The organism is Haloarcula sp. CGMCC 1.2071 (assembly GCF_037078445.1).
Classification (GTDB): domain Archaea; phylum Halobacteriota; class Halobacteria; order Halobacteriales; family Haloarculaceae; genus Haloarcula; species Haloarcula amylolytica.
In genome coordinates this window covers 273632-297786 of record NZ_JAYMGY010000003.1, presented here as the reverse complement: position 1 = coordinate 297786, position 24155 = coordinate 273632, and the positions used below count along the sequence as shown (strand labels likewise).

Annotated in this window: 24 protein-coding genes and 1 tRNA gene; 8 read left to right on the top strand and 17 right to left on the bottom strand. The window is 64.6% G+C overall.

What is annotated here, in order from left to right; translation table 11 throughout:
• Nucleotides 1-45: 45 nt before the first annotated feature.
• From VI234_RS08840 to VI234_RS08820, 5 genes are all read right to left on the bottom strand, one after another.
• Complete coding sequence (locus tag VI234_RS08840) at nucleotides 46-384, bottom strand: DUF7344 domain-containing protein (protein WP_008310303.1); 339 nt, start codon at nucleotides 382-384, stop codon at nucleotides 46-48.
• Between the two features lie 57 nt (nucleotides 385-441).
• The gene (locus tag VI234_RS08835) at nucleotides 442-741 is read right to left on the bottom strand and encodes a DUF5785 family protein (protein ID WP_004593490.1); all 300 of its coding nucleotides are present in this window, start codon (nucleotides 739-741) and stop codon (nucleotides 442-444) included.
• Nucleotides 742-786: 45 nt separating this feature from the next.
• Nucleotides 787-2049 carry a PGF-pre-PGF domain-containing protein gene (locus VI234_RS08830; RefSeq protein WP_336329921.1) on the bottom strand — a complete coding sequence of 421 codons (1263 nt, stop codon included), beginning with the start codon at nucleotides 2047-2049 and terminating at the stop codon, nucleotides 787-789.
• Nucleotides 2050-2417: 368 nt separating this feature from the next.
• Nucleotides 2418-2501 (bottom strand) — tRNA-Ser (locus tag VI234_RS08825).
• Nucleotides 2502-2527: 26 nt separating this feature from the next.
• Nucleotides 2528-3280, bottom strand: a complete 753-nt coding sequence (locus VI234_RS08820) for a hypothetical protein (RefSeq protein WP_008310297.1) — start codon at nucleotides 3278-3280, stop codon at nucleotides 2528-2530.
• Nucleotides 3281-3380: 100 nt separating this feature from the next.
• On the opposite strand from VI234_RS08820, the gene VI234_RS08815 reads away from it, so the two are divergent.
• Nucleotides 3381-3923, top strand: coding sequence for a hypothetical protein (locus VI234_RS08815; RefSeq protein ID WP_008310295.1), 543 nt, complete (start codon nucleotides 3381-3383; stop codon nucleotides 3921-3923).
• On the opposite strand, the gene VI234_RS08810 is transcribed toward VI234_RS08815, so the two are convergent.
• The 3 genes from VI234_RS08810 to aroA form a co-directional block, all read right to left on the bottom strand.
• Nucleotides 3924-4550 carry a uracil-DNA glycosylase gene (locus VI234_RS08810; protein ID WP_008310294.1) on the bottom strand — a complete coding sequence of 209 codons (627 nt, stop codon included), beginning with the start codon at nucleotides 4548-4550 and terminating at the stop codon, nucleotides 3924-3926.
• A 1-nt stretch (nucleotide 4551) separates the two neighbouring features.
• Complete coding sequence (gene aroC, locus VI234_RS08805; protein ID WP_336329776.1) at nucleotides 4552-5751, bottom strand: chorismate synthase; 1200 nt, start codon at nucleotides 5749-5751, stop codon at nucleotides 4552-4554.
• A 94-nt stretch (nucleotides 5752-5845) separates the two neighbouring features.
• Complete coding sequence (aroA, locus tag VI234_RS08800) at nucleotides 5846-7135, bottom strand: 3-phosphoshikimate 1-carboxyvinyltransferase (protein WP_336329775.1); 1290 nt, start codon at nucleotides 7133-7135, stop codon at nucleotides 5846-5848.
• A 97-nt stretch (nucleotides 7136-7232) separates the two neighbouring features.
• Between aroA and VI234_RS08795 the strand changes: the two genes are divergently transcribed.
• Nucleotides 7233-7940: an SDR family NAD(P)-dependent oxidoreductase gene (locus tag VI234_RS08795; RefSeq protein WP_336329774.1), complete on the top strand. Its 708-nt coding sequence runs from the start codon at nucleotides 7233-7235 to the stop codon at nucleotides 7938-7940.
• Nucleotides 7941-7985: 45 nt separating this feature from the next.
• Complete coding sequence (locus VI234_RS08790; protein ID WP_008310290.1) at nucleotides 7986-8852, top strand: ZIP family metal transporter; 867 nt, start codon at nucleotides 7986-7988, stop codon at nucleotides 8850-8852.
• 14 nt (nucleotides 8853-8866) lie between these two features.
• Here the strand turns inward: VI234_RS08790 and VI234_RS08785 are convergent, their stop codons facing one another.
• The 4 genes from VI234_RS08785 to VI234_RS08770 form a co-directional block, all read right to left on the bottom strand.
• Nucleotides 8867-10267 (bottom strand): PAS domain S-box protein, encoded by a 1401-nt coding sequence (locus tag VI234_RS08785; RefSeq protein WP_336329773.1) that lies wholly within the window; start codon nucleotides 10265-10267, stop codon nucleotides 8867-8869.
• A gap of 6 nt (nucleotides 10268-10273) precedes the next feature.
• The gene (locus VI234_RS08780) at nucleotides 10274-11764 is read right to left on the bottom strand and encodes an ATPase domain-containing protein (protein ID WP_336329772.1); all 1491 of its coding nucleotides are present in this window, start codon (nucleotides 11762-11764) and stop codon (nucleotides 10274-10276) included.
• 298 nt (nucleotides 11765-12062) lie between these two features.
• Nucleotides 12063-13343: an ornithine cyclodeaminase gene (locus VI234_RS08775; RefSeq protein WP_008310284.1), complete on the bottom strand. Its 1281-nt coding sequence runs from the start codon at nucleotides 13341-13343 to the stop codon at nucleotides 12063-12065.
• 62 nt (nucleotides 13344-13405) lie between these two features.
• Nucleotides 13406-13792: a hypothetical protein gene (locus VI234_RS08770; protein ID WP_008310282.1), complete on the bottom strand. Its 387-nt coding sequence runs from the start codon at nucleotides 13790-13792 to the stop codon at nucleotides 13406-13408.
• A 161-nt stretch (nucleotides 13793-13953) separates the two neighbouring features.
• On the opposite strand from VI234_RS08770, the gene VI234_RS08765 reads away from it, so the two are divergent.
• Nucleotides 13954-15603, top strand: a complete 1650-nt coding sequence (locus VI234_RS08765; protein ID WP_008310280.1) for a thiamine pyrophosphate-binding protein — start codon at nucleotides 13954-13956, stop codon at nucleotides 15601-15603.
• A 34-nt stretch (nucleotides 15604-15637) separates the two neighbouring features.
• A complete protein-coding gene (locus tag VI234_RS08760) occupies nucleotides 15638-16339 on the top strand; it encodes an SOS response-associated peptidase (RefSeq protein ID WP_336329771.1) in 702 nt (233 codons plus the stop codon).
• 8 nt (nucleotides 16340-16347) lie between these two features.
• On the opposite strand, the gene VI234_RS08755 is transcribed toward VI234_RS08760, so the two are convergent.
• The gene (locus VI234_RS08755; RefSeq protein ID WP_008310277.1) at nucleotides 16348-16473 is read right to left on the bottom strand and encodes a hypothetical protein; all 126 of its coding nucleotides are present in this window, start codon (nucleotides 16471-16473) and stop codon (nucleotides 16348-16350) included.
• A gap of 119 nt (nucleotides 16474-16592) precedes the next feature.
• On the opposite strand from VI234_RS08755, the gene cysK reads away from it, so the two are divergent.
• Nucleotides 16593-17519 (top strand): cysteine synthase A, encoded by a 927-nt coding sequence (gene cysK / locus VI234_RS08750; protein ID WP_008310275.1) that lies wholly within the window; start codon nucleotides 16593-16595, stop codon nucleotides 17517-17519.
• Between the two features lie 36 nt (nucleotides 17520-17555).
• Here cysK and VI234_RS08745 read toward each other — a convergent pair whose 3' ends face one another.
• Complete coding sequence (locus tag VI234_RS08745; protein WP_008310273.1) at nucleotides 17556-18167, bottom strand: translation initiation factor IF-2 subunit beta; 612 nt, start codon at nucleotides 18165-18167, stop codon at nucleotides 17556-17558.
• 97 nt (nucleotides 18168-18264) lie between these two features.
• Between VI234_RS08745 and VI234_RS08740 the strand changes: the two genes are divergently transcribed.
• Nucleotides 18265-18645 carry a DUF7344 domain-containing protein gene (locus VI234_RS08740; protein WP_008310271.1) on the top strand — a complete coding sequence of 127 codons (381 nt, stop codon included), beginning with the start codon at nucleotides 18265-18267 and terminating at the stop codon, nucleotides 18643-18645.
• A 10-nt stretch (nucleotides 18646-18655) separates the two neighbouring features.
• Nucleotides 18656-19375: a DICT sensory domain-containing protein gene (locus tag VI234_RS08735; RefSeq protein ID WP_008310269.1), complete on the top strand. Its 720-nt coding sequence runs from the start codon at nucleotides 18656-18658 to the stop codon at nucleotides 19373-19375.
• Between the two features lie 39 nt (nucleotides 19376-19414).
• Here VI234_RS08735 and VI234_RS08730 read toward each other — a convergent pair whose 3' ends face one another.
• The 3 genes from VI234_RS08730 to arcD all read right to left on the bottom strand — a co-directional run bounded on the left by VI234_RS08730 (nucleotide 19415) and on the right by arcD (nucleotide 24006).
• Nucleotides 19415-20542 carry a CapA family protein gene (locus VI234_RS08730; RefSeq protein WP_336329770.1) on the bottom strand — a complete coding sequence of 376 codons (1128 nt, stop codon included), beginning with the start codon at nucleotides 20540-20542 and terminating at the stop codon, nucleotides 19415-19417.
• A 54-nt stretch (nucleotides 20543-20596) separates the two neighbouring features.
• Complete coding sequence (locus VI234_RS08725) at nucleotides 20597-22417, bottom strand: L-aspartate oxidase (protein WP_336329769.1); 1821 nt, start codon at nucleotides 22415-22417, stop codon at nucleotides 20597-20599.
• A 113-nt stretch (nucleotides 22418-22530) separates the two neighbouring features.
• Entirely contained in the window at nucleotides 22531-24006 is a 1476-nt protein-coding gene (arcD, locus tag VI234_RS08720; protein ID WP_336329768.1) for an arginine/ornithine antiporter ArcD, read from the bottom strand.
• Nucleotides 24007-24155 lie beyond the last annotated feature (149 nt).

The window sequence follows — 24155 nt, the reverse complement described above, 5'->3', positions numbered from 1 at the left end:
GAAGGCCGGTCCGGCCGGTGTCGGACTCCGGACATGCGAGCCGATTCAACGGGGGTCAGTCGGCACCGCGTCGGGGCGCTGTATCTCGACGGTCCCGATCATCGAATCGTACGCGACGACGTCCGTTGCCGTTAGTTTCGGGAGGTGCTCGATGAACAGTTCCTCGGTGAGTTCGTCCCTGTCAGCGTCAGGGACTGCCGCTGGCTCGATGTCACGCTGGGCCGCCAGAACCGCCGCCGCGAGGTCTGCGACGACCACCGGTTCACCGCGGTCTGCCAGTATCGAGAGCGCGCGACGGCGAGTGTCGTCCGACAACAGATCGGCAACAACCTCCTCGGGGAGTCCCTGCTCGGTGCGGTCGCCGCTTGAAGATGTCGTCGCCATACGCGACGCTACACCGGCCTCCCACAAGTATGTGTCGTGCCCACACACTCCACACAGTCAGGCCTGTTCGAGTCTGTACGGCCACCAGTCCGCCTCGCGCAGCGCGCGCCCGAGAGATTTGTGAAAGTCCGGGAAGTCCTCGAACTCCTCCTGATCGACGTACTCGAAGATGTCCGCCACGCTGACGACCGTCTCGTAGTCGATCCGAACCGGGTGGTCCCCGTACTGTTCGACGTATTCCTCGGCAGTCAGTGGGAAGTCCTCGTCCTCGTCGACTTTCTTCGCCAGCACAGCGTGGCCGTACTTGCGCCGGCCCTCGCTTCCTTCCTCACCGTCCGGATCGTGTGGCCAATCCATACGCGATTCTCTGGACACTGGCACAAAAAGGGTTTCTCTCCCCGCCTACAGTTCGAAGCCGCTGTCGTTCCGGCTGCCACCCCGTCGGAGGAGCGCAATGACGACGCCGAACAGGAGTAACGCACCGAGAAGTCCGCCGATGACCAGCACTGTACTGATGCCCATGACCGTCGCCGGGAGCGGCCCGAGTCCGCCGTCACCGTCACCCGCGGGTTCGGTCTGGACTGCTGGCTCCGTTCCAGTCGGCTCCGTCTTCGGCTCGGCACCGCCGTTCTCGTCGGTCTGGAGTTGGCTCTCGGTTACTTTGATTTCACCGGCGTTGACGTCGTTGAAGCCGATCTGGAACGTCCCCGGCGTCGTCACGACCGTCGACAGCGTCACTGTCTGTTCGGTGTCTGCCGGCACAGTCACCGAGGTCTGGTTGACGACCTCGTCGTCTACCCGCATCTGCGCGTCGTACGTGCCTGGGGCACTGCCGGCGTTTTCGACAGTTCCTCTGACGCTGACCCGATATCCGTCTGTCGCCTGTTCGCTGACGACTGACGTTCGCGTGACGGAGAACGACGGCTCAATTTTCCCGATGGCGTAGGCCGTCGCCCCTACGGTATCCGCCTCGTAAACAATACGGTCGGGCTGCTCCGTGGCGACGGTCGTTTCGGCGGCTTTCCAGGATCCGTTGACGCGATGATACACGCGGACATCCTGTGGTGTTATTCCGGCTGACTGGAGTGTTGAGCGGTCCAGCGCGAACTGCATCGACGACGGCTCGACGCCGTCCGACGACCCGACAGTCACCACACCGAACACCGATGCGTCGTCACCGGACGGTACCGCAAGGTCTGCCGCGCTGGGATCAGTGTACTCGGTCACGTCCTGCGTGAATGCCTGCCGTGATGCGTTGACTGTCCAGGACTGGACGGCAAAGGATCGGTTCGTTTGTTCCGATACGTTCAGTTCGTAGGGTTCGTTCGTCGGGACTGTCCCACCGCGTATCTTGAGCTGCCGCGTAGTCGAGTCCGTACGCGTTGTCTCGACTAGTGCCGGCTTAACCTTGACTCGACCAGCTGATTTCCCTGGGCTTTTGACTTTTATTCTGTACGTTCCAGGGGTATCAAACTCCAGTGCCTGCGTCCGCTCGACCGACGAGTCGGCGTCGACGACCACTCGATCGGTTGCTCTGGTTGTGCCGTTTACTACGTACTCAATGCTCAACGCGCCGCCCGAGCTGCCGGTGTTCTGGACCGTTGCCGTGACGTTTACCGATTCACCGGCCAGTATCGTGTTCGCGTCTTTCGACGCGCCGGACACGAACAGACTCGGTTCAGCAACAGCGGGGCCCGCTACCGTGGCTGCGAGGAGGAGAGAGACGACACAGACGATTAGGAGACCCGGAAGATGCTGCTTTGGGGACCTATCTTCACGTACCATTACGCAAATATAATCCAGACCATCGACATAAAACCGCCCGATTGCTTCGATTCGGTAAACTGTGCCTACACATCGGAAGGCAGCGAATTCTGTCCACCTCTTCTGTAGGCTCTCGGACTGGACCGAACGTTGCTGTAGTTGCATTCGAACCAGAGCAAGACGGTCGCACTCACTGTGTGCGCTGCGACTCGTCGGCTTCAAATCTCAGCTGGTGTACTTGCCACTCACGGTTTGTTCGTGGCAAAATACGGTGGGACTGGGATTTGAACCCAGGAATCCGTGAGGATACCTGCTTTCAAGGCAGGCGCAATAGGCCGCTCTGCCATCCCACCGCAGTCGGGCATACTGCGTGGGCCTTCTAAGACCTGTCGGTCTCTCGGACCACGGTCGGCTCGCCCTCGTCGTCGACAACACGGATTCCGAGGTCATCGAGGAACGTCATCGTCCGTTCCGGTACGACCCGACCAGCTCGGTTCCGGGCGCGTAGCAGCGGAACCATCGTTTTGAGATCCGATTGCGTTTCGAGGACCGGCGTCGACGGGAGAAAGTCCACGTCGAGGCCGGCATCCGCGGCGCGCTCGCCGATGGTTTCGACCGCTGGGGTGGCGTAGCTGTCCTCGAAATCTATCGGCTCGCCGAAACCCGCGTAGTAGACACGGCCGCCCTCAGCAGGGCCGAGTACCACGCCGCTGGATCGGAGTTTCATCGCCGCGCTGTCGATGAGTTGGCGGTTCAACAGTGCCGCTGTCGGTTCGACGGCGGCGACGGTTGCGACGTCTTCCCGGTCGAGGAGGTGTGTGACAGTGTTCCCGACCCGACCGGCGAACGTCGAGCCGACCTGTACCTCGAACCGGGCGTTGCCTGGCGATTCGAGGGCCTCTGTCACTGGCTCTCGCACCGCAGTCTCGGGGTCTACGCCGTCTGGGACCTGCTCCGAGGGACGGTAGTTCACCAACAGTTCGGCCCCGCTGATCTCCACCGCACGACAGACGTCAAGCAGCATTGCCTCGTACAGTCCAGCCGCCTCGGCGTCGTCCAAGAGGTCGCCCGCCAGGTCCTGTAACACGACCCCTTCGACTGGCGGATCAGCCAGTACAGTTACCGTAGTCATACTGTCTTCTCGGCCCGACTGTGATTAGTCGCTTGTGTTCCGACGCAGCTACAGAACAATTATAAGATGTGAGCAGTATTTGATAACTAAGAGAAACTATATGGAGCAATCCCAGACCTACAGATGTGACGGATGTGGGTCGGAGTACCGGGTTCTCGGGGAGCCACGACCCAAGATCGTATGCCGCGACTGCGAACGCGAAGCCACGTTGTCCGGGACTGCGGCGGCACAGCGGGCGTACCATATCGGCTACACGCGGTATCGCGAAGCGCGCCGGCAGCTATCCGACGCGCTGGCGACCGTCGAAGACGGGGAGATGGCGCTCGCTCGCGGTGGGTTCGACAGTGCCGCGTCGGACTTCGAGGAAAGCGTCGAGGAGTTCACGACGACTGTTCGCGAAGCGGACGACGACTCGCTGACCGAGTTAGCGGAACGGGCGCGCAAGAAAGCGACCTGTCTCTGGCAGGCCGCCGAGTGGCTCAGCGGCATGACTTACGCCAGCGAACAGGGTGAATCGACACAGGCGAGCCAGTACCGCCACGACGCCGAAAACCGGCTACAGGCAGCGACGGAGTACGGGACAGTGTCGAGCCCGGAAGAGTTGCTCCAGACCACTGAGAGCGAGGTCAAGTCTGATACCTGACTACCGTCCGCGCCGGCCCTTTGTCTGCCGGTAATCCTGTCCGAGCGTCTCGCTGAAGTGTTCCAGAAACGCTGTCCGTTCCTCGTCGGTCTGTTCACTCGGCGGAATCATCGGGAGGATCTCGAACCCGCGGCCGCGGATCGTCGTCGCGTGCCGGTCCTCGATATCGAGTTCGTCCTCACTCATCGTCGTGTACTCGAAGGCCAACTCTTCGAGCGGGCGCTGTCCGACCGGCAGCAGGATTTCGGGGTTTATCATCCGTATCTCGCTGTTGAGATACGGCTCGCAGTTGACGACCTCCTCGTCGGTCGCCGCCCTGTCGGGATGGCGACAGCGGGTCACGTACGTCAGGAAGGTGTTCTGTAGCTGCGGCCTGTCGGCGTTCGGGTCCGAGCACATGTCGACCGCGGCGAGGATGTCGAGCAGTTCGCGCTCTTGCTCGCCGGTAAAGGGGATACCGGACTCGTCAGCGCCGACTGCGGGCGAGTCGCCGAGGACGATGAACTCGGCGCCCACGTCGCCGTAGCCGTGGACGACGTTCTCGCGCGTCTCACACAGCGCGGGGCAGTTCTGGCACGCCTCGTCCATCCCGAACGGGTTCGACTTGGACTCCTGTTGTGCGTCCATCTTACTCGTCGTCGATGGTTTTCGCGTGGGTGTCCGCGTCCTCGGGGTCGTTCTGCGGGCTGGACGGGTGGTAGTTGGTGTCGTACTCGCCCGGGCGGTCGTCGAGCCGGTCGGGGTTGATGCGGCCGCCGAGCAGCATGAAGTCGAGGACCGTACAGGCCAGCATGGCCTCGACTACTGGGACCGCCCGCGGCGGCAGGACCGGATCGTGGCGACCGGTGACGGTAATTTCCTTGCCTTCGCCCGTCTCCCAGTCGACCGTCTTCTGGGACTTGGGAATCGACACCGGCGCGTGCCACGACACTTCACCGTAGATAGGCTGGCCGGTCGTGATGCCGCCCTGGATGCCGCCGTGGTCGTTGCCCACCGGCGTCGGGTGGCCGTCCTCACTAAACTCCCAGTTCTCCGTGTACTCACTGCCCTTGGTCGTCCGGGCTTCACGGCCGATGCCGTACTCGAAGTCGTTGACCGCCGGAATCGAGTACATTGCCTGGCCGAGGCGGGACGGGAAGCTATCGAACCGTGGCGCGCCGAGGCCGGACGGGACGCCGCGACATTCGAAGTAAATCGCGCCGCCGATGGAGTCGCCCTCCTTCTGGTGCTTGTCGGCCAGGTCGCGCATCTCCTCGGCCGCGTCGGGGTCGGCACAGCGGACTTCGTTTTCCTCGCTGTGTTCGAGCATGTCCTCGAAGGTGACCGGCCCCGATTCGACATCACCGATCTGACAGACGTGGGCCTTGATCTGGACGTCGTAGTCGGACTGTTCGAGGACCTGCTTGGCGACGCCGCCGGCGGCGACCCAGTTGACCGTCTCGCGAGCGGAGGAGCGGCCGCCGCCGCCCCAGTTCCGGGTCCCGAACTTCGCGGAGTAGGTGTAGTCGCCGTGGGACGGCCGCGGAGCCGTGATGAACGGCTCGTACTTGCCCGAGCGGGCGTCCTTGTTCTGGATGACCATCCCGATGGGCGTGCCCGTCGTGTAGCCGTCCTGAATCCCGGAGTTGATCGTCACCTTATCCGGTTCGCCCCGGGAGGTGGTGATCATCGACTGGCCGGGCTTGCGCCGGTCGAGGTCTTTCTGTATCTCTTCCTCTGAGAGTTCGACACCCGCCGGGACGCCGGAGACGGTACAGCCCATCGCCTCCCCGTGGGACTCGCCGTAGGTCGTCATGCGGAACAGACGACCGAACTCGTTGCCGTTCATTACAGTGGTGTCGGGGTTGGGGGCATTTGAACCTTGTAGATGTGGCCGGTGCTTGTCCCGCTATAGGCGACGATAGCGTCGGTATCCCCGCTATCTACCGCTCGACGGCCGCGCCGAGCGAATCGAGTACGTCGAAGAAGTCCGGGAAGGACACGTCGACGTGTTCCGCCCCGGTCACTGTCGTCTCGCCGTCGGCGACGAGGCCGGCGACGGCCAGCGACATGATGATACGGTGGTCCGCGCGACCTTCGACGGTCGTGCCGACGAGGTCGCTGTCAGCGCCGTAGACGAACAGTTCGTCTTGGTGCTCCTCGACCTCTGCGCCCATCTTCGTGAGTTCCTCGGCCATCGCGCTCACGCGGTCGGTCTCTTTGTACCGGACGTGCTCGGCGTCGGTGATCCGGGTGACGCCGTCGGCGGCGGCCCCCAGCGTCGCGATGGTCGGCAGGAGGTCAGGCGTGTCTTCGACACCGACCTCGATACCAGTCAGATCTGACTGTGAGACGGTGATTTCGCCCTTGTCCTCGTCCCAGTCGAGGTCGGCTCCCATCCGGTCAAGGATGTCGACGATGGCGGCGTCGCCCTGAGCGCTGGGGAACGCCGACGTGACGCGCAGGCCGTCCTCGGCGGCGAGTGCGCCGGCCGCGAGCAGGTAACTCATCGACGAGAAGTCCCCGGGGACGTTGTAGTCGCCGCCCGCTGGCGTGTAGGACTGACCGCCCTCGACGGTGAACCCGTTATCTGTCTTCTCGGCGTCGACGCCGAAGTCCGCCAGCACCTCAAGCGTGATGTCGACGTACGGCGACGATTTCAGTTCCGTCGTCAGGTCGATGTCGATGCCCTCCGGCGAGACAGCGCCGGCCATCAGGAGCGCGGTGATGTACTGCGAGGAGACGTCGCCGGGGATTTCGACCGCGCCGCCGTCGACGCCGCTGCCGACCACGAGCGGGGCCTGGCCGTTCCGGCGAGTCGATTCGGCGTCGCCGTTCAGTTGTCCGATGGCATCGAGCAGCGGCCCCTGGGGGCGCGACCGGAGTGAGCCGTCGCCAGTTAGCACCGCGAGATTGTCCTGCAGCGCGGCTGTGGCGGTGACCAGCCGCATCGTCGTCCCGCTGTTGGCACAGTCGATAACGTCGTCCGGCGTCCCCGGCCGGCCGTCGAAGCCCGTGACTTCGACCGTCGATTCGTCTTCAGCGAGCGAGACGCTGCCGCCGTAGGCCTCGACGGCGCGCATCGTGGCTTTCGTGTCTGCGCTCACGAGCGGGTCGTGGACGACCGCGCCGTCGGCGTAGCCCGCGGCCAGCACCGCCCGGTGCGTGTAGCTCTTCGACGGCGGCGCTTGCGCCGTCCCCTCGACCGTCGATTCGGCAATCGTGATGTCCATGCCCGGTCGGTAGCGGGCGTTCGACAAGAGGCTACCGCTCTCTCACCCCACCGACGGCGGGAGCAACGACCTTGTGGCTGGCAGCGGTACCACCGCTATGGTCCCAGCGATGGACGGCGCGACCGCTGCCGTCACGGGTGCGAGTAAAGGTATCGGCGAGCAGATAGCCCACGCGGTAGCGGGTGCGGGCGCACATACAGTCATCTGTGCTCGCGACGCGGAGGCCCTCGAACGTGTCGAAGCCGATATACGGGATGCAGGCGGCTCCGTGACCGCGATTCGGACGGACGTGCGCGACGAGTACGACGTAGAACGACTGGTCGAAACTGCGACGCGGGAGGGGAACGGTGCGATACAGTACGTCGTCGCCAACGCCGGCGTCTACCACGGGATCGCCGGCGAGACACCGCTCACCGAGGAATCCTACGCCGCATTCGACGACCACCTCCGGACGAACGCTCGGGGCGTGTTCTCGACGATCCGCGAAGCCGTCCCACACCTCGGTCCGGACGCCCGCATCGTCGTCCCGACGGGCGTCGTCGCCCGCGAAGGGATGCCCGGCTACGGCTCCTACGCCGTCTCGAAGGCCGCCGCGGAGGCTGTCGCCCGCGGGTTCGCCGCCGACCTCGACGTCCCGGTCGGTGCAGTCGACCCCGGACAGGTCGCGACGGACCTCTCCGGTGACGGCGGACGCGACCCGGAATCCGTCGCCGAAATGGTCCTCTGGGCGCTCCGGGACGCTGACCCGTCGGCACTGGACGGCGGCGTCATCGACTGGGGCGACTATCGGTCGGCGACGCGGTAACCGCCACCGATGGGTTTATTAGCAACAGCCCAGTGATTGTAGATAATGTCTATTAACTCGAACTCAATTTTTAATAACGCTGGCCGAATCTCCACCGCCGGCATCGCGAGTGTCGTCGGCCTGGTGATCCTGTCCGGCGTCGCAGTCACCGGCGGGGCGAGTAAGGTCCTGGTCATCTCCTGGGTCGCGTTCGTGGCAATGGCACTGGGCGCGTGGCTCGGGGCGCGGGCCGATGAAACGAACCCCTACCGACTGGTCTGGGGCTACGGGCTCGCGAGCGGGGCGATGGTCACGTCGGCGGCCATGTTCCTCGTCCCGCAGGCGATGGGACTGGGCGGCCAGGCCGGGGCAGCGCGTATCGGCGGCGTCGGCATCGCCGCCGGACTGGTCACCGGCTACGGCACCCACACTATCGGCCACCGGCTGACCCACGTCGAGACTGCCTTCGACATGACGACGCTTGCCATCGCCGCCCACGCCCTCTCGGCCGGCCTGGTCATCGGGCTGGTCTACGCCTCGATGCCCGAACTGGGTATCCTGCTCGGCCTCGCTATCGTCTCACACAAAGGGCCGGCCGGCTACGCCGCCGCCCGGCGGCTCGGACGTAGCGGCAAGTCCGCGACTGCCCTGTTGCTCCCCGCGGCCGGCGTCGGCCTGACGGCGATCCCGTCCGCGCTCCTTCCGGTCCCGGAGTCCGCCCTTCTCAACGCAGTTATCTTCGGGTTCGCCGCCGGTATCTTCCTCCACGTCGCGATGGACTTCCTGCCGAACTGCGAGGCCGGCAGCGAGATCGACGAGGTCTGTGAACTCCACGACCACTCCCACGACCTGCTCGACGAACTCCGAACGCACGCCGTCGGGTCGACGGTGGTCGGCGCTGCTGTCATCGTGCTGGCCTGGGTCGCTATCTGAACGCGCGTCCGTCGTCACCGGACGGGCACAGTCACAGTGATTCTCGTCCCGTCGGTATCGGCCTGGATATCCATATCGCCACCGACGTAGCTGATGAGCCAGTACGCGAACCACAGCCCCAGCCCGGACCCGTGTTCGAGCGGCTTCTCTTCCGCCGCCTCGATGACCCGCCGCTCTTGGTCCGGGACCCCCGGCCCGTTGTCCGCAATCGTCACTGTCGCTGTCGAGTCGTGGCGCTCCGTCCGGACGGTGACCCGCGGTGCCGATGCGTCCGAGTGCTTGATACCGTTCTCGATGAGTTCCTGCAACGCCGGAATGACCTTCGCGTCTATCGTCGGCGACGGGACGGAGTCGCTCTCGACGACGAACTCGGCGTCGGGGTACGCTGCGGCCAGCCCGTCCGTGATGTCACTGAGGGCGTCTTCGAGTTTGCGCTCGACATCGTCGGTAAGCGAGTCCGCGAGCAGTTCCTGTACGTGGTGCGCTTTCTCACTGATGTCGAGCAGGGACTGCACGTTCGCTTTGATCGTCTCAAGGTGGTCGAGCGCGTCGTCGTCGTCGACTAACTCTGACAGGATATCCGCACGTCCGCTGATGGTCGTTCCGTTGTTCCGGAGATTGTGCCGGAGAATCCGATGGAACACGGTGAGCTGTTGCTCGCGTAGTCGGCGACCGGTAATTTCGTCCTGCATCCCGACGAACCCCTGGATCGTCCCGTCCGCGTCCTGAATCGGGGCGATGGTCTGGTTGATGATGAACCGCTCGCCGGACTTGCGCTCGTTTACGATCTCGCTCGTCCAGACCTCGCCGCGACAGATCGTGTCCCAGAGCCGTTCGTAGAACTGTTCGCCCTGTTCACCGGACTTGAGTATCCGCGGTGTCCGGCCAATCGCCTCTTCGGCGCTAAACCCGGTGAGTTCCTCGAACGCCGGATTAACGTATTCGATGACACCGTAGGTGTTCGTTATCAGAATCGCGTGGCCCGCGTGCTCCACGGCGTTCCTGAACCGCCGGAGTTCGCTGTTTTGTTCTCTGAGGTCCGCAACGAGGTCCTCAGTGTGGCTGCGCCGGGCGAGGAGGTTCGTGATGGTTCGAAAGAGCGCCTGCGTGTCCAGCGGCGCTGTCATGATATCATCGACGACGAGTGGCTGCTCGGCCGCGTCGATATCGGGCAGGTCAATCCTGACTGGCGTCTCCTCACGACGGACCAGAATCACGGGGCAAAACACCGGATCTGCCCGGTGTTTGTACCGCTCTATCGACTCTCTGTACTTCGGAAACGACGACTCGTCGACGATGTGGAGGTCGACTTCCCGGAACTCGTCGTCCGTGATCGGCGTGTGGTGTTCGGCGACGACGGAGGCGAGTGCCTCCCGGTTGCCGTCGCCGGCCAGCAGTAATTGGACGTCGGCCATCGGTGGTTAGCGAGTGGGCGACCGCCCGCTGCTATCTCCATGCTGTTCAGGGACGCCCTCGAACACGCCGTGCATCCCCGAGACGGGGTCGCCGACCTGTAGGCCGTCGGCGGTTATCTCGAACCGCCGAGGGACCGTCTCGAACCCGCCGACGCGCTTTTTCAGCGCACCGATGACGCGCTGGAGATCTCCCTCGACCTCGATGTAGTTCTCGAAGACGATGTTGTCCGCGAGGTAGCTGACGTTCTCGCTCGTCGGCTCGTGCAGGCCCGTCACGTCTCTGCGCTGGTCGATCAGGACGACGGCGACGTTCCCACGCGTGAGATGCTGTGTCAGGGCGTGGAGCCGTCGGCGCAGTTCCACGTCGTCTTGCCCGTGTTTGATCGCGTTCTTGTAGCCCGCGATGCCGTCGATGACGACGAGTTCGGCCCCGCGCTCCGCGGCCTGGGTCTTCACGCGGTTCGCGAACTCCTCGGGGGACAGCGCCAGCGACTCGACCTCCTCGATGTGGAGTGTCCCCTCGTCACGCAACTGCGAGAGCGGCATCCCGAACGTCTCACAGCGGTAGGTGAACGTCTCGATGGATTCGTCGAACAGGTAGGCGAGCGCCGGGGACCCGTCTGCCGCTGCGGAGGCCAGGAACTCAGTCGCCGTCGTCGACTTGCCGACGCCGGACGGACCACTGAGAATCGTCACTGTCCCGCGTTCGAGTCCGCCATCGAGGAGCGAGTCCAGTCCCGGAACCCCGGCGGAGAACTGCGTTGGGTCGAACGACCGCGTCCGCTGTTCCGGTTCGAGCGCCGGATACACTTCGACACCGGACTCGCGGATTTCCATCCCGTGTGAGCCGTCCTGTTGGCCGATGCCGCGATGCTTGCGCAGTCGAATACGCCGACCCGCCTTCTCGTCGCCGTAACTGAGCGAGATGATTCCGTCGCTGAGCGACCTGAGTTGGCTGTCCATCTGATTGCTCGGCGTCTTGGTCGCCAGCACGGTCGTCTCCCTGTCTTGCAAAAAGCGCGCGAAGGAGATGATGCGCTTGCGAAACTGGTACTCGGTCGGTTCGAGATACTGGAAGTGTGTGATCGGATCGATGAGGACGCGGTCCGGGTCCACCCGCTCGATTGTCTCGCGGATATCCGAAATCAGGTGGCCGTCCTCGACGTCTCGGGGCTTGACCACGTCGTACGACTCGGCCTCCATGAAAAACTCCGAATCGGGGCCGACATCCAGAAACGTCGCGTCGGCGATATCGATGCCGAGTTCGGCAGTGTTCGCCAGCAAATCGGCAGCCGATTCTTCGGCGTGAATAAACAGCACGTCGTCGCCCGCTTCGAGCCCTGCTTCGAGAAACTGCGTGCCAAGCAGTGTTTTGCCGGTTCCGGGCGGCCCGATAACGAGATACAGCCGCCCTTCCACAAGCCCGCCTCTGAGAAGCGAATCAAGACCGGAGATACCGCTGGAAAGGCGCGTGAACTGCCGCGAAGGAGAGGGCATAGAGAGAGTATCGGATGGCGGGTAATAAGCATCTCGCGAGAACACGGGCGTGACAACCGAAGACAGTCCACGAAACACCGATTCGCGTCTCCTCGCTCTTTCGACTAACGTGGGCGAAAAAGCGACCCCTCGCGCCGCTCGTGGTCGTCCTACTCCTCGTCGAGCAACTGCTCGGCCAGAATCGGGACAAACGTCCGCAATCCACCTTTTTTACCGCCGGGTGTGCTCCCAGTGGTCGCACACCACTCGGTAAAAAACGTGGGCGAAAAAGCGACCACTCGCGCTGCTCGTGGTCGTCCTACTCCTCGTCGAGCAACTGCTCGGCCAGAATCGGGACAAACGTGCCGATGTCGGTGACCATCCCGACTGCCTGTGCGGAGCCGCGGTCGAGGAGTTGGGTCACCGTCGCGGGGTTGATGTCGACGCAGACGACCCGGGTCGTCGAGGGGAGACAGTTCCCGACGGCGACCGAGTGCAGCAGCGTCGAGAGCATCAACACCATGTCGGCCTCGTGGGCCTGCTCCCGAATGGCGTTCTGGGCCTCAACGGCGTCGGTGATGGTGTCCGGGAGCGGGCCGTCGTCGCGGATAGAGCCCGCGAGAACGAACGGCCGGTCGTTTTCGATGCACTCGTACATCACGCCGGACTCGATGGTGCCGGAGTCGACGGCCTCCTCGATGCCGCCTTCGCGGATGACCTCGCTGATGGCGTAGATGTGGTGCTTGTGGCCGTGGCGGGGATGGTCAAGGCTCTCTGTGTCCATCCCCAGCGAGGTGCCGTAGATGTCCCGCTCGATGTCGTGGACAGCGAAGCCGTTGCCGGCCGAGAGCATATCGACGTAGCCCTCCCGGACGAGGCGAGCGAGGTCCTCGCGCGCCCCGGAGTGGATGAGGGCTGGCCCACAGACCGCCATCACTTTGCCACCCTCCTTTTTCGTCTCTTTGATGGCGTTCGCGATCTTGCGGATGGTCGACTCCGACGGCCGCTCGGAGGAGACGCCGCCCTGCATGAAGCCGAACGCGCCGCCCGAATCGCGGGGCCGCTCCGGCGGCTGGACCTTGATGCCGGTTTCGTCGGTGACGACCATGTCGCCCTCCTCGATAGCGTTCAGGACCTTGGTGTAAGCTCGGGGGTAGTCTCTCGGTTCCTCGTCGTCACCGTTCGACTGTTCCGAGGCGCGGTGCGCTTCGCCGTCTTCGACGACCACGGCGCAGTCCATCTCCATGTCCTCGACTTCGATCCACTCGCCGTTGTGGCGGATGAACGTCGGGTGGTTCGTCGTCGAGTAGAAGCCGTGCGGGACGACCTGGTCGTCGGGCGCGGGGACGAGCGTGGCGTCTTTCGGGTCCGAGGGGTTGACGCCGTGCTGGTGGAGTTCGTGGACGATCGACTGCAACTGGTCCTCGTCGTCGGCCTCGACGAGCATCCGGGCGTAGGACTCCTCGTCTTTGTGGCGGCCGATATCGAACTCCTGAACGGAGAAGGAGCCGCCAAGGTCCATGATGATGCCGAAACAGGACTGCATCATCCCGGAGTCGATGATGTGGCCCTCTAGCTCGACTTCGCGAGAGACGGTCATGGCCAAGACATGGAGACAGGTGTGTAAGACGGTTTTGGGTCTGTGCTACCCCGGCGGCCCGGCTACCGCCCGTCAACGTGTCGTTGCACGGCCCACGACTCTCCCTCGCTGGCCGCACGCAGCCGCTCGAAGAACCGCTGTAGCCCGTCGGACTCCGTGGTCGGCAGGACGTGCAGTCGGACCGTCCCGTCGCGGACGGCGACGCGGAACACGTCGGTCGTCTCCTCGTCGCGGACCAGCCACAGCGGCATCGGCAGGTCGTGGAAATCACCGTAGCGGTACGGTCCGGCCTCGAGGATGTCGACGACTGTCTCGGCGAGTTCCGGCGTCGCCCGCTCCTGTTCCGGGACAAGTCGGAACTCCGTCCCGCCCTCGTATTCAACCCCACTCCCGTGGGGAAAGCGCCGCTGTGGGTGTGCGGGGATGCTGAACGAGGGGTCCGTGGTCATCTGTCACGTAGTTGGGCGCTTTCGGATTTAAATTCGCGGGCCATGCAGGGCTCGGTAGTATAACCTCCCCTGTGTCTGTGGCGTCGATCCGACGCGGTCTAGCATGACCGGTGGCGAACTAAAGTCATGAGAGTGAATTGTCTCCGGAGTGAGGAATCAGTATGCGCGTTAGTCTGGCGGTGGTAGACCGTCTCGTCGCGAACGGCATCGATACCGTCTTCGGAATCCCGGGGAAGCAGTCCCTCCCGCTGAACGAGGCCATCGGCAAGCGAGACGACATCCGTTTCGTCGTGGCACGACACGAAACTGCGGTCTCACATCAGGCCTGGGGCTATGCAGAGACGAGCGGGCAGATAGCGAGCACTGTTGTCGTCCCCGGCCCGGGCGACATGAACGCGATGAACGGCCTGAAAAACGCGCTGAACGACTGCACGCCGCTGGTGCACTTCGCTATCGAAACCGAGCCGGCGCTCCGGGGCGGCGATGCGATTCACGAAACCCCGCCGGACACCTACGACAACGTCGTCAAAGAGAACATACTACTGAAAAACCCCGAGACGACGGCGGCGACGATCGACCGGGCGGTACAGGTCGCCCAGACACCGCCGAAGGGGCCAGTCAGAGTCGGGCTCCCCAAGAATTACTTGCAGATGGACGTGCCACTCGCCGGTGCAAGCACACCTGCGACACCGTCCACCAGCACCGTCCCGGAGCAGGCGGTTGCGGAAGCCGCCGAGCACCTGCTCGCGGCCGAGATGCCAGTTATCATGGCAGGCGGTGGTGTGCGAGCGTCGGGTGGGACGGCGGCGCTCCGAAGCCTCGCCGAGCGACTTGACGCGCCCGTCGTGACGACGTACAAAGGCAAGGGCGTGCTCCCGGAGGACCACGACCTCAGTGCCGGTGTCCTGAGCGGGAGTGCAAGCCCAGAACTACTGGACTGTCTCGCCGACTCCGATGCCGTACTCGCCGTCGGCTCCGACCTCGACGCACACGGGACACGCGGGTGGTCCGTCGAACTCCCTGAGACGCTCGTTCACGTCACGATTGACGCCGACGACCTCGGCACGGGCTATGACCCGACTGTCGGCATCCTCGCAGATGCCGCGGACGCGATGACGGCGATCGAGAACAAAATCGCGGCGGCCGATACCGCTCCTGCCACGAAGACGGCCGGAACCGAACGCGCACAGGCTGTCCGTGATGCCACTGCGCGTCGTATCGAACCGCTCGTGGATTCGGAACCACCGCTCACCTCCGTCCGTGTGCTGCAAATCCTCCGGGACGCAGTCCCTTCGGATGCCATTACGGCCGTCGACGCCGGGGGGTTCCGCGTCTGGGCGCTGAACACGTTCGAGGCGTACGGACCGCGCAGCTACGTCAACCCCGGGTCGTGGGCGACGATGGGAACCGGACTGCCGTCGGCGATTGGGGCACAGCTAGCGAACTCGGACACACCCGTCGTTGCGCTGACTGGTGATGGCGGCCTCATGATGTGCGTGCACGAGCTCCATACTGCGGTCGCCGAGGACCTCCCGATCACCGTCGTCGTCCTCAACAACGACGATTACGCGATTATCAGCGAGGAGGCCGGCCGGAGTTACGACCTCGACCACCAGGCGTACGGATGGGACACGACGCCGATTGACTTCGGAACTGTCGCTGCCGGAATGGGGATGGAAGCCGTGCAAGCCGACACGGCGTCCGAAATCCGCACGGCGGTTCGCGAGGCGGTGCAGACGGACGCGCCGACGCTCGTCGAGGTCAGGACCGACCCGACGGAACCGCAGGCGAGTGAGTGGATGCGCGAGTAGTGGATTTATCCACCGGCGACGACAAAAGTAGCCCATGTGTGGCCGCTACAGTTTGTTTTCCCCCCGAGAAGACATCGAGGCGCGGTTCGACGCCGAGTTTTCCTTCGACTACGGGTCGCGATACAACGCCGCCCCGAGTCAGGACCTGCCGGTCATCACTGCCGAGTCGTCCGGCACAATCCAGCGGATGGAGTGGGGGCTGATTCCGTCCTGGGCTGACAACCGCACGGACCACAGGCACATCAACGCCCGCGCCGAGACCCTGGCCGAGAAACGCTCGTTCGCCGAGGCATACGAGTCCCGGCGCTGTCTCGTCCCGGCTGATGGGTTCTACGAGTGGGTCGAAACGAGCGACGGCAAGCAACCGTATCGCGTGGCGCTGCCGGACGACGACCTGTTCGCGATGGCGGGGCTGTACGAGCGGTGGGAGCCCCCACAGCGCCAGACCGGGCTGGGGGAGTTTGGCGGGAGCGGCGGCGATTCGGGCGGAGAAGACGATATCGTCGAGTCGTTCACGATTGTGACGACCGAACCGAACGACGCCGTCGCCGACCTCCATCACCGGATGGCTGTCATCCTCGATCCGTCGGAGGAGTCGACGTGGCTGCGCGGGAGCGTCGGCGACGTGACTGCACTGCTCGACCCGTACGACGGGCCGATGCAGACCTATCCGGTTTCGACGGCCGTCAACAGTCCCGCTAACGACTCGCCGGAACTCATCGAACCGGTCGGATAGCGACGGCGTTACTCGCTCGGCGTGTTCTGGCGCTTGAACTGGTGCAACATCTTCCAGAGCGTCTCTTCTTCGACCTGGTTTTCGGCGGCGGATAGCTGACGGTACAGGCCCTCAGAGACGGTAATCTCGGGCATTACTGGAACGCTCGTGTGGAGGCAACATAAGCTTCTGGAGACTCGGAACCGAGTGAATGTATTCGTCCCACAATATTCTGGGTGCGTCGTTACGGGGGCTAATCTCCTTCTCCCGGTGTATGCAGTCGTACGCCCAGCGAGACGACGGTACTGTCGCGTCCAGTGTGACTGAGCTCATCGGCGACACGCCGCTGGTCTGTCTCGACAGCTTCGCGGACAATCTGCTCGGCAAGGTCGAAGCGGCTAATCCTTACTCCGTCAAGGACCGCATCGCGCTGTACATGGTCGAGGCGGCCGCCGAGTCCGGTGACCTCCCCGACGACGGGACGGTCGTCGAAGCGACCAGCGGCAACACCGGCATCGGGCTGGCCGCCGTCTGTGCCGCACGGGGGTACGACTGCGTGCTGACGATGCCCGAATCGATGAGCGAGGAGCGCCGGCAGTTGCTGTCGGGGCTCGGCGCGGACCTCGAACTCACGCCGGCCGACGGCGGCATGAGCGGCGCAATCGAGCGCGCGAACGAACTCGCGGATGCGCCGGGAACTGTCCGCGCCCGGCAGTTCGAGAACGAGGCGAACCCGCGCGCCCACCGCGAGACGACGGGTCCGGAGATATGGGCCGATACCGACGGCGACGTAGACGCCGTCGTTGCCGGTGTCGGGACCGGCGGCACGATCACCGGCATCTCGGAGTACATCGAAGAGGAGGTCGGCGCGGACCTCACCTCGGTCGCCGTCGAGCCTGAACAGTCCAAACTGCTCTCGGCGGATGACCCGGACAGCCACGACATCCAGGGTATCGGTCCCGGATTCGTTCCGGATATCCTCCGACGTGACCTCGTCGACGAGGTGCGGACTGCGAGCAAGACGGAATCTATCGACGCGACCCACCGACTCGCCAGCGAGGAGGGCATCATGGTCGGTATCTCCTCGGGTGCGGCGCTGCACGCGGCCGCGGAGTACGCTACCGAGAACCCCGACGAGACGGTGGTCGTCGTCCTGCCGGACACCGGCGAACGATACCTCTCGACGGACCTGTGGGAATAAGCGAGAAACGTAGCCGCGCGGCGGGGAAAACAGCCCTCAGGCGACGCGACCGAACGCTAGCGTGCCGCTGATGCTCTCTATGTAGGCCTCGACGACCTGCCCTTCGCGCGCTCCGGAGACGAAGATGGTGTACTTCCCTTTCTCGGCGACACCGTCGCCCTCGCGGCCGGTGCCGGTGATCTTGACCTCGTAGGTCTCGCCTTCTTCGAGCGTGGGTCGGTCCTGCTGCGTGTTCGAACTCGCGCCCTTGGCGACCGGGCGGAACGCACCACAGGCCTGACAGCGCAGCATGTCGACGCCGTCCTCGTTCTTGAGGACGGTGTCGGGCAGGCCACACTCGGAACAGGTGACGTACTCGGCGACGTACGCGTCGATGGCGGCCTCGAAATCAGCAGTGTCGAACGAGCCGTTGTAGCGGGCTTCGCCGCCGTCGAACTGGCCGTTGGTCCCGAACTCGCGCTGGATGGCTCGGTGGAGATGCTGGGCGTCCCGCGAGACTGCGTCGGCGATTGCCTCTAAGTTCGTCAGGCGTGTGAACGCACCGTCGGTCTGGCCCTCGGGGTCGGGAATCGAGAGCCGTTCACCGGCTTCCCGGGGCTGGTCTGGTAGTACGTCGTACGCTCGCTGTAGGGCGGACTCGTAGTTCATACATCTTAGACGGTGCTGGCACGTAAATGGATTCCGTCACATCTGTAATCTCCTATCGGCCAATGATATTAATACTGAGAGTGGATAATTGATTGACATGGATCAGCACGAACAGCCTGTGGAGACGCCGGGACTCTCGTCCAAGCGACTCGATACGCTATTACGGACGCTGGCAGCCGAGCCCCGGCGGATGATATACACTTACCTCACCGAACACGACTCGGCCTCAATCGCGGAACTCACTGACGTGGTCGTGGGCTGGTCCAGCGCGCGTGCTCGAGACACCGACGCCTGCAACTGGGATGATACCCGCACGTCGCTCCACCACCGCCACCTCCCTGTTCTCGATGACGCTGGCGTTATTAGCTACGACGCTGCCCAGCGGACCGCGACGCTGGCATCGCTGTCGCCATCCACGGCCGAGGTTCTGGCGACGATAACCGATCTGGATACCGCCGAGACAGACCACGAGGACTGATCGTGGGCCGATGACAGTTCGTACCCTCCTCCGACGCTTCGAGGACTCGGACGTGGAGATAACTGTGTACGGTCCGCCCGCAACGAAGACTGTGGGCGAGCGTCTGGCAACTCAGGGGATCGATGCCACCTGGCAGAAACTCCCGACCGGACACCGGAACGCGTTTGCCGTCATCCGTCGGGACGGTGTGTTCGCCGAGGCAGTCCCGCTCACCGCGCTGCAGGCGTTTCTGTGCGATCCGACGGCCGGTATCGGCGACAGCGAAGCGCCTGACAGTGATCCGGGTCGACAGCTTCTCCGCTCGGCGCTCGCGAACACGCTCCTCGCATCGCTCACGCCGGCACAGTTGCTCGCAACGTCGCACGAGTTCGAGGACAGGGCCTACCGCGTCGGGGAGGGAACGCTTCGAGTGAGCTTCCAGTCGCTGTCGATCTTCCGCTCTCAGCGCGCCCGATACCAGACGCTCGCCAGCGACACGGAACTCGACATCCACGTTTACGGACGAGACGACTGGGAGCCACCGGCGATTCCCGGAATCTCGTTCCATCCGCTCACAGACACCGCCCTCGAACAGGTGTGGCTGCTGGCGTTCGACGCCGCCGGCGACGACCAGAACAAGTGTGCACTCGTCGCCGAAGAAACCGAGGACGGACCGTTTCGTGGTCTCTGGACGTACAACCCACGGCTGGTCGACGAAATCATGACGGCGGTTGTGGCTGTCGACGAGTAGCAACTGACCACGAGTCGGCCCGGAAACACCCAGCGGATGCTATGCCGGACATGACAGCGGAACCCGAAGCCCGAGGCCGTCACGCTCGATAGTCGTTCCGAAGGGCCGAGAGCGCTCCCGGAGTGTCTCACGAAGCCACTCAGCCACCGCTTCGTCGGCACGTCCGACCTGCGTGTACGCGTTCTCGACCGGCGTGAGTTCGAGCGCGGCCAGCCGGCCGTCCACGATATGGAGTTCGAACAGGACGCTCCGGTCGTTGCGGTAGCCGTCCTTAACTGCGTAGTCGTCGACGAAGTTGCCGGTGTCGTACATGATTGGGCGACCGCGGTACACCTCGATGCCCTGGATGACGTGGGCGCTGTGGCCGTGGACCACGTCGGCACCGTTGTCTACGAGCCAGCGGGCGAACGCTTGCTGTGTCTTGCTTGGCTCTGTCACCCAGTTCGGCCCCCAGTGGGCGGTGACGACGAGCAGGTCCGGGTTGGCGTCGCGGGCCGCCGCCAGCGCACCCCCGACGCGGCGGCGAGTCAGCGGGTGGGTCGGGTCCAGCGGCGCGTAGGCCGTGCCGGGGCTGTCGCCGTCGGCGGCGTAACTCGGCGACTGGTCGGTGACGGCGACGACGGCGATAGAGAGTCCACCGACGTCGATGACCGCCGGTTCGAATGCGGCGTCTCGACTCTCCCCAGCGCCGGCCGAGGCGATGCCACCGTCGGCGAGATGCGCCGGCGTGTCCGTGAGCGCCGCCGGTCCGAAATCGAGCAGGTGGTTGTTCGCCAGTCCGGCACAGGAGACGCCGGCGCGGTCCAGCGCGGCCACGGCCCATTTCGGGCTCGCTCGGAAGTGGAACGTACGGCCGGGCCGCGGTTCGCCGCGGTCCGAGAGACAGCATTCGAGGTTCGCCACCAGCCCGTCGAGTGACTGGAGTTCGTCGAGCATCGACCCCCAGACGGCCGTCGGTCCGTCGGGGGCATCGCGCCAGCGTTCGTCGACGCTCCGGCCCAGCATCACGTCGCCGACGAACCCGATGCGCACCGACGCGTCCGTCGGGACCGACGGCGGACACGCCACCTCCGCGTCGCCAGCAGCACCAAGACAGCCCGAGAGAGCGGTGAGACTCCCGAGGGCGGGGCCACCGCTGGCGAGGACGGTTCGGCGGGTCGGAGCCACGATGGGGACAGTTACACGGGGACCGCCTTGAATTTCGGTCCCCGGGAGTCGGCCTCACTCCAGATGGTGGTAGTCGAGTTCGTAGCCGACGTCGACCGCCTCGCTGACGGCCTCGCTCGGCTCGGCCACGCCGCGGGTCGTCAGTTCGAGCCCGGTGTCGCCGCGGTCCACGAGGATGTTCCGCCGCCAGTCTGGGTCCACGTCGGCCGCGTCGGTGCGGTAGTGCGCGCCGCGGGACTCGTCGCGCTTTCGCGCGCTCAGCAGCAGAGCTTCGGCGACCGTGAGGCTGAAGAACAGGTCGACGGCGAGTTCGAACGACAGGCTGGTCCGGTCGCCATCGATGCCGATGTTCCCCGTCCGCTCACGGAGGACATCGAGCGCGGCGAGCCCGTCCGACAGTGATTCGCCGTTACGGAGGATGCCGGCGTGGTCCCACAGCAGGTCGCCGAGGTCCGCGAGTAGCTCTTCTGGTGTTTCGTCGCCGTCCGTCGCCTCCAGTTCTTGCAGCGACCGGAACTCGCGCTCGGCGATGGCACGCTGGCCAGCCGGCAGGGCGGTGTCGCGGTCGTCTGTCACCTGCGCCGCGACGTGGTCGCCGACGAGCGCGCCGATGGCGACCGTCTCCGCGAGCGAGTTCCCGCCCAGGCGGTTCGCGCCGTGGACGCCTGCCACCGTCTCGCCGACGGCGTAGAGCCCACCAACGCCGGTTTCGCCGGTCTCGAAGTCGATATCGACGCCCCCCATCGAGTAGTGGGCGGTCGGCGCGATTTCCATCGGCTTTTCCGTGATGTCGACGCCGAGATCCATGAACCGCTCGTACATCCGCGGGAGCCGCGATTTGATGTAGTCGTCGTCGCGGTGCGAGATGTCCAGATAGACGCCGCCGTTCTCCGTCCCGCGGCCCTCACGCAGTTCCTGAGCGATGGCGCGGGCCACCACGTCCCGCGCGTCGAGTTCCATCTGGTCAGGCGAGTACTCCTCCATGAACCGCTCGCCGTCTTTGTTGAGCAGTCGACCGCCCTCGCCCCGGACCGCTTCGGTGACAAGGCGGCCGTCCCAGTCCTCGCCGTAGCGGTCGCCGACCATCCCCGTCGGGTGGAACTGGACGAACTCCATGTCCATCAGCGACGCGCCGGCATCGAGCGCCAGCGCCGGACCGTCGCCGTTGTTCTCCTCGTCACGCGAGGAGTGGCGGTTGTACAGCGCGGAGGACCCACCCGCCGCCAGGACGACGTGGTCCGACTCGAAGAGGATGAACTCGCCGCTCTCCATGTCGTAGCCGGCCGCCCCGTAGACATGATCGCCATCCGAGAGCAGGCGCGTGATCATCACGTTGTCGCGGTAGGGGATTTCGAGCGACTGGGCCCTGTCGACGAGCGTGTCGAGCATCGCCTCGCCCGTGCGGTCGCCGACGAAGCAGGTCCGGCGGAACGACTGCGCGCCGAAGTATCGCTGATTGATCTTGCCGTCTTCGGTCCGGTCGAAGGGCATGCCCCAGTCGTCGAGTTCCCGGATGCGGTCGGGCATGTGCTTGGTCGTCAGCTCGACCGCTTTCGGGTCGTTGATGAAATGGCCCTCGTCCAGCGTGTCTGCCGCGTGGATGGTCCAGTCGTCCTTCGGGTCGAGCGACCCCAGCGAGGCGTTGATGCCGCCGGCCGCCCAGGTCGTGTGCGCATCGCCGTGGTCCCGCTTGCCGATGACCAGCGGTTCGACACCGTTCTCGGCGAGTCCGATAGCGACCCGCGCCCCGGCAGCGCCAGCGCCGACGACCAGCACTGGTACCGACACCGTCTCGTAGTCGACCGCCGGACCTGCATCGGTCGCCCGACCGTCGGCCGCCTGCTCGCCGTCAGCGGATGGCTTCTGTGGTGTCATCGTTTAACGTAGGTGCTGTAGGCTTATGAGGCCTTCGCGCACACGCGAACTAGAAGACATGATTAGCCGGTACTAGGCATGATTAGCCGCCACTGTCGGTAGTGTCAGGCGAATCAGTCCTCGCCTGCTGTCACCGACCCGGCACCACTGGACTGCACACCCGTGTCTTCGCTGTCGGTTCGATCCGCATAGACGATCTGCCAGCCAGTGACCCCCATGAACAGGAGCACGAGCGGCGAGAGAAAGCCGAAGAAGTAGTACGGCGCGTATTCCAGCGTCGGGACGCCAAGTGTCCCGGCCATGAACAGCCCGCCGCTACTCCACGGGATGAGCGCACTTGTCGTCGTTCCGGACGCTTCGATGGCCCGGGAGAGGTTCTGACTCTCAAGCCCCTGTTCGTTGTACAGATTGCCGAGCGTCATCCCCGGGACTACGATACTCACGTACTGCTCTGCTGCGAGAATATTCATCGAAACAGCGGAAACAGCGGTCACGCCTGTGAGGCTCGCGACGTTGTGACAGAGTCGCCCGAGATGGTGAGAGAGGACCGCGAGCACGCCAGCACGTTCGAGCAGGCCGCCCAGCGCGAGCGCGGCGATCGCAATCGTCACGATCCAGGCCCCGCCGGTCAGCCCCCCGCTCTCTAAGAGTCCGTTCACGAGCTCCATGCCCGTCTCCGGGGCTGTCCCGGACTGTGCCGCCGACCAGGCGGCACCGAATCCGGTTCCCTGCACGAGCATCGAGGTCGCGACGCCAGCGAACACGCCCGTTCCGAGCGTCGGCAGTGCGGGGATGCCACGCAGCGCAAGCCCGAAAGTCACAACGATTGGCAAAAATACGAGCGGCGAGACGACGTACGTGCTCTCGATTGCCGCCTGGATAGACGCAACGCGGTCCACAGGAATGGCCCCAGCGGCCCGCAGTCCGAGGCCGGCGTACAGGAGGACGGCAATGGTGAACGCCACGAGCGTGCCGGCCCGCATCGCGTTGATGTGCTCGTACAGGTCGGTATCTGTCACTGCGGCGGCCAGATTCGTCGTATCCGAGAGCGGGGACTGCTTGTCCCCCGTGTAGGCCCCGCTGAGGATAGCGCCGGCGGTCATCGGCTCGGAAATACCCAGTCCCGAACCGATACCGATGAGCGCCACCCCGAGCGTCCCGGCCGTCGTCCAAGACGAGCCGACGGCGAAGGAGATTATGGCAGAGAGAATAGCCGCTACAGGGAGAAACACCGTCGGCGTGAACAGCTCCAGACCGAAATACATCAGGCTGGGAATCGTGCCCGCCTGGATCCACGACGCGATGAGCGCGTAGACGGTGAACATGATGAGAATTACCCGCATGCCCATGAGCAGGCTGCTGGCGATCCCGTCGTACAGGTCTTCCCACGTCAGCCCGAGGTGATACCGTGCGAACAGGCCGGTGAAGGCGATCCCCCAGAACAGCGGGAACTGTGGGTCCAAGTCGAAGGCAATGAGGCCCACACTGAGGAACACGATCATCCCCGCGATCGGCACGAGAGCGGCACCCAGCGACGGCCGCTCAGCCGGGTCGATATCGTCGAACAGCCGGGGTTCGAACTCGACCATCACTGTACCCCGTCGCGCCTAGCCGGCCGGACTCCGACATGGCTTTGGTTTGAAGCTGGGTGTTCCCGCCAGCCCTGTCGACACGCTCCGATACGCCTCTGCCGACCACCTGCGACGGCCCCGCGTGTCATATTTATATCGGCGATAAC

What these genes read in the sequence shown, in the direction of transcription:
- VI234_RS08840 (WP_008310303.1), bottom strand. Translation starts at nt 384, where the DNA reads ATGGCGACGACATCTTCAAGCGGCGACCGCACCGAGCAGGGACTCCCC.
- VI234_RS08835 (WP_004593490.1), bottom strand. Translation starts at nt 741, where the DNA reads ATGGATTGGCCACACGATCCGGACGGTGAGGAAGGAAGCGAGGGCCGG.
- VI234_RS08820 (WP_008310297.1), bottom strand. Translation starts at nt 3,280, where the DNA reads ATGACTACGGTAACTGTACTGGCTGATCCGCCAGTCGAAGGGGTCGTG.
- VI234_RS08815 (WP_008310295.1), top strand. Translation starts at nt 3,381, where the DNA reads ATGGAGCAATCCCAGACCTACAGATGTGACGGATGTGGGTCGGAGTAC.
- VI234_RS08810 (WP_008310294.1), bottom strand. Translation starts at nt 4,550, where the DNA reads ATGGACGCACAACAGGAGTCCAAGTCGAACCCGTTCGGGATGGACGAG.
- aroC (WP_336329776.1), bottom strand. Translation starts at nt 5,751, where the DNA reads ATGAACGGCAACGAGTTCGGTCGTCTGTTCCGCATGACGACCTACGGC.
- aroA (WP_336329775.1), bottom strand. Translation starts at nt 7,135, where the DNA reads ATGGACATCACGATTGCCGAATCGACGGTCGAGGGGACGGCGCAAGCG.
- VI234_RS08795 (WP_336329774.1), top strand. Translation starts at nt 7,233, where the DNA reads ATGGTCCCAGCGATGGACGGCGCGACCGCTGCCGTCACGGGTGCGAGT.
- VI234_RS08790 (WP_008310290.1), top strand. Translation starts at nt 7,986, where the DNA reads ATGTCTATTAACTCGAACTCAATTTTTAATAACGCTGGCCGAATCTCC.
- VI234_RS08785 (WP_336329773.1), bottom strand. Translation starts at nt 10,267, where the DNA reads ATGGCCGACGTCCAATTACTGCTGGCCGGCGACGGCAACCGGGAGGCA.
- VI234_RS08780 (WP_336329772.1), bottom strand. Translation starts at nt 11,764, where the DNA reads ATGCCCTCTCCTTCGCGGCAGTTCACGCGCCTTTCCAGCGGTATCTCC.
- VI234_RS08775 (WP_008310284.1), bottom strand. Translation starts at nt 13,343, where the DNA reads ATGACCGTCTCTCGCGAAGTCGAGCTAGAGGGCCACATCATCGACTCC.
- VI234_RS08770 (WP_008310282.1), bottom strand. Translation starts at nt 13,792, where the DNA reads ATGACCACGGACCCCTCGTTCAGCATCCCCGCACACCCACAGCGGCGC.
- VI234_RS08765 (WP_008310280.1), top strand. Translation starts at nt 13,954, where the DNA reads ATGCGCGTTAGTCTGGCGGTGGTAGACCGTCTCGTCGCGAACGGCATC.
- VI234_RS08760 (WP_336329771.1), top strand. Translation starts at nt 15,638, where the DNA reads ATGTGTGGCCGCTACAGTTTGTTTTCCCCCCGAGAAGACATCGAGGCG.
- VI234_RS08755 (WP_008310277.1), bottom strand. Translation starts at nt 16,473, where the DNA reads ATGCCCGAGATTACCGTCTCTGAGGGCCTGTACCGTCAGCTATCCGCC.
- cysK (WP_008310275.1), top strand. Translation starts at nt 16,593, where the DNA reads ATGCAGTCGTACGCCCAGCGAGACGACGGTACTGTCGCGTCCAGTGTG.
- VI234_RS08745 (WP_008310273.1), bottom strand. Translation starts at nt 18,167, where the DNA reads ATGAACTACGAGTCCGCCCTACAGCGAGCGTACGACGTACTACCAGAC.
- VI234_RS08740 (WP_008310271.1), top strand. Translation starts at nt 18,265, where the DNA reads ATGGATCAGCACGAACAGCCTGTGGAGACGCCGGGACTCTCGTCCAAG.
- VI234_RS08735 (WP_008310269.1), top strand. Translation starts at nt 18,656, where the DNA reads ATGACAGTTCGTACCCTCCTCCGACGCTTCGAGGACTCGGACGTGGAG.
- VI234_RS08725 (WP_336329769.1), bottom strand. Translation starts at nt 22,417, where the DNA reads ATGACACCACAGAAGCCATCCGCTGACGGCGAGCAGGCGGCCGACGGT.
- arcD (WP_336329768.1), bottom strand. Translation starts at nt 24,006, where the DNA reads ATGGTCGAGTTCGAACCCCGGCTGTTCGACGATATCGACCCGGCTGAG.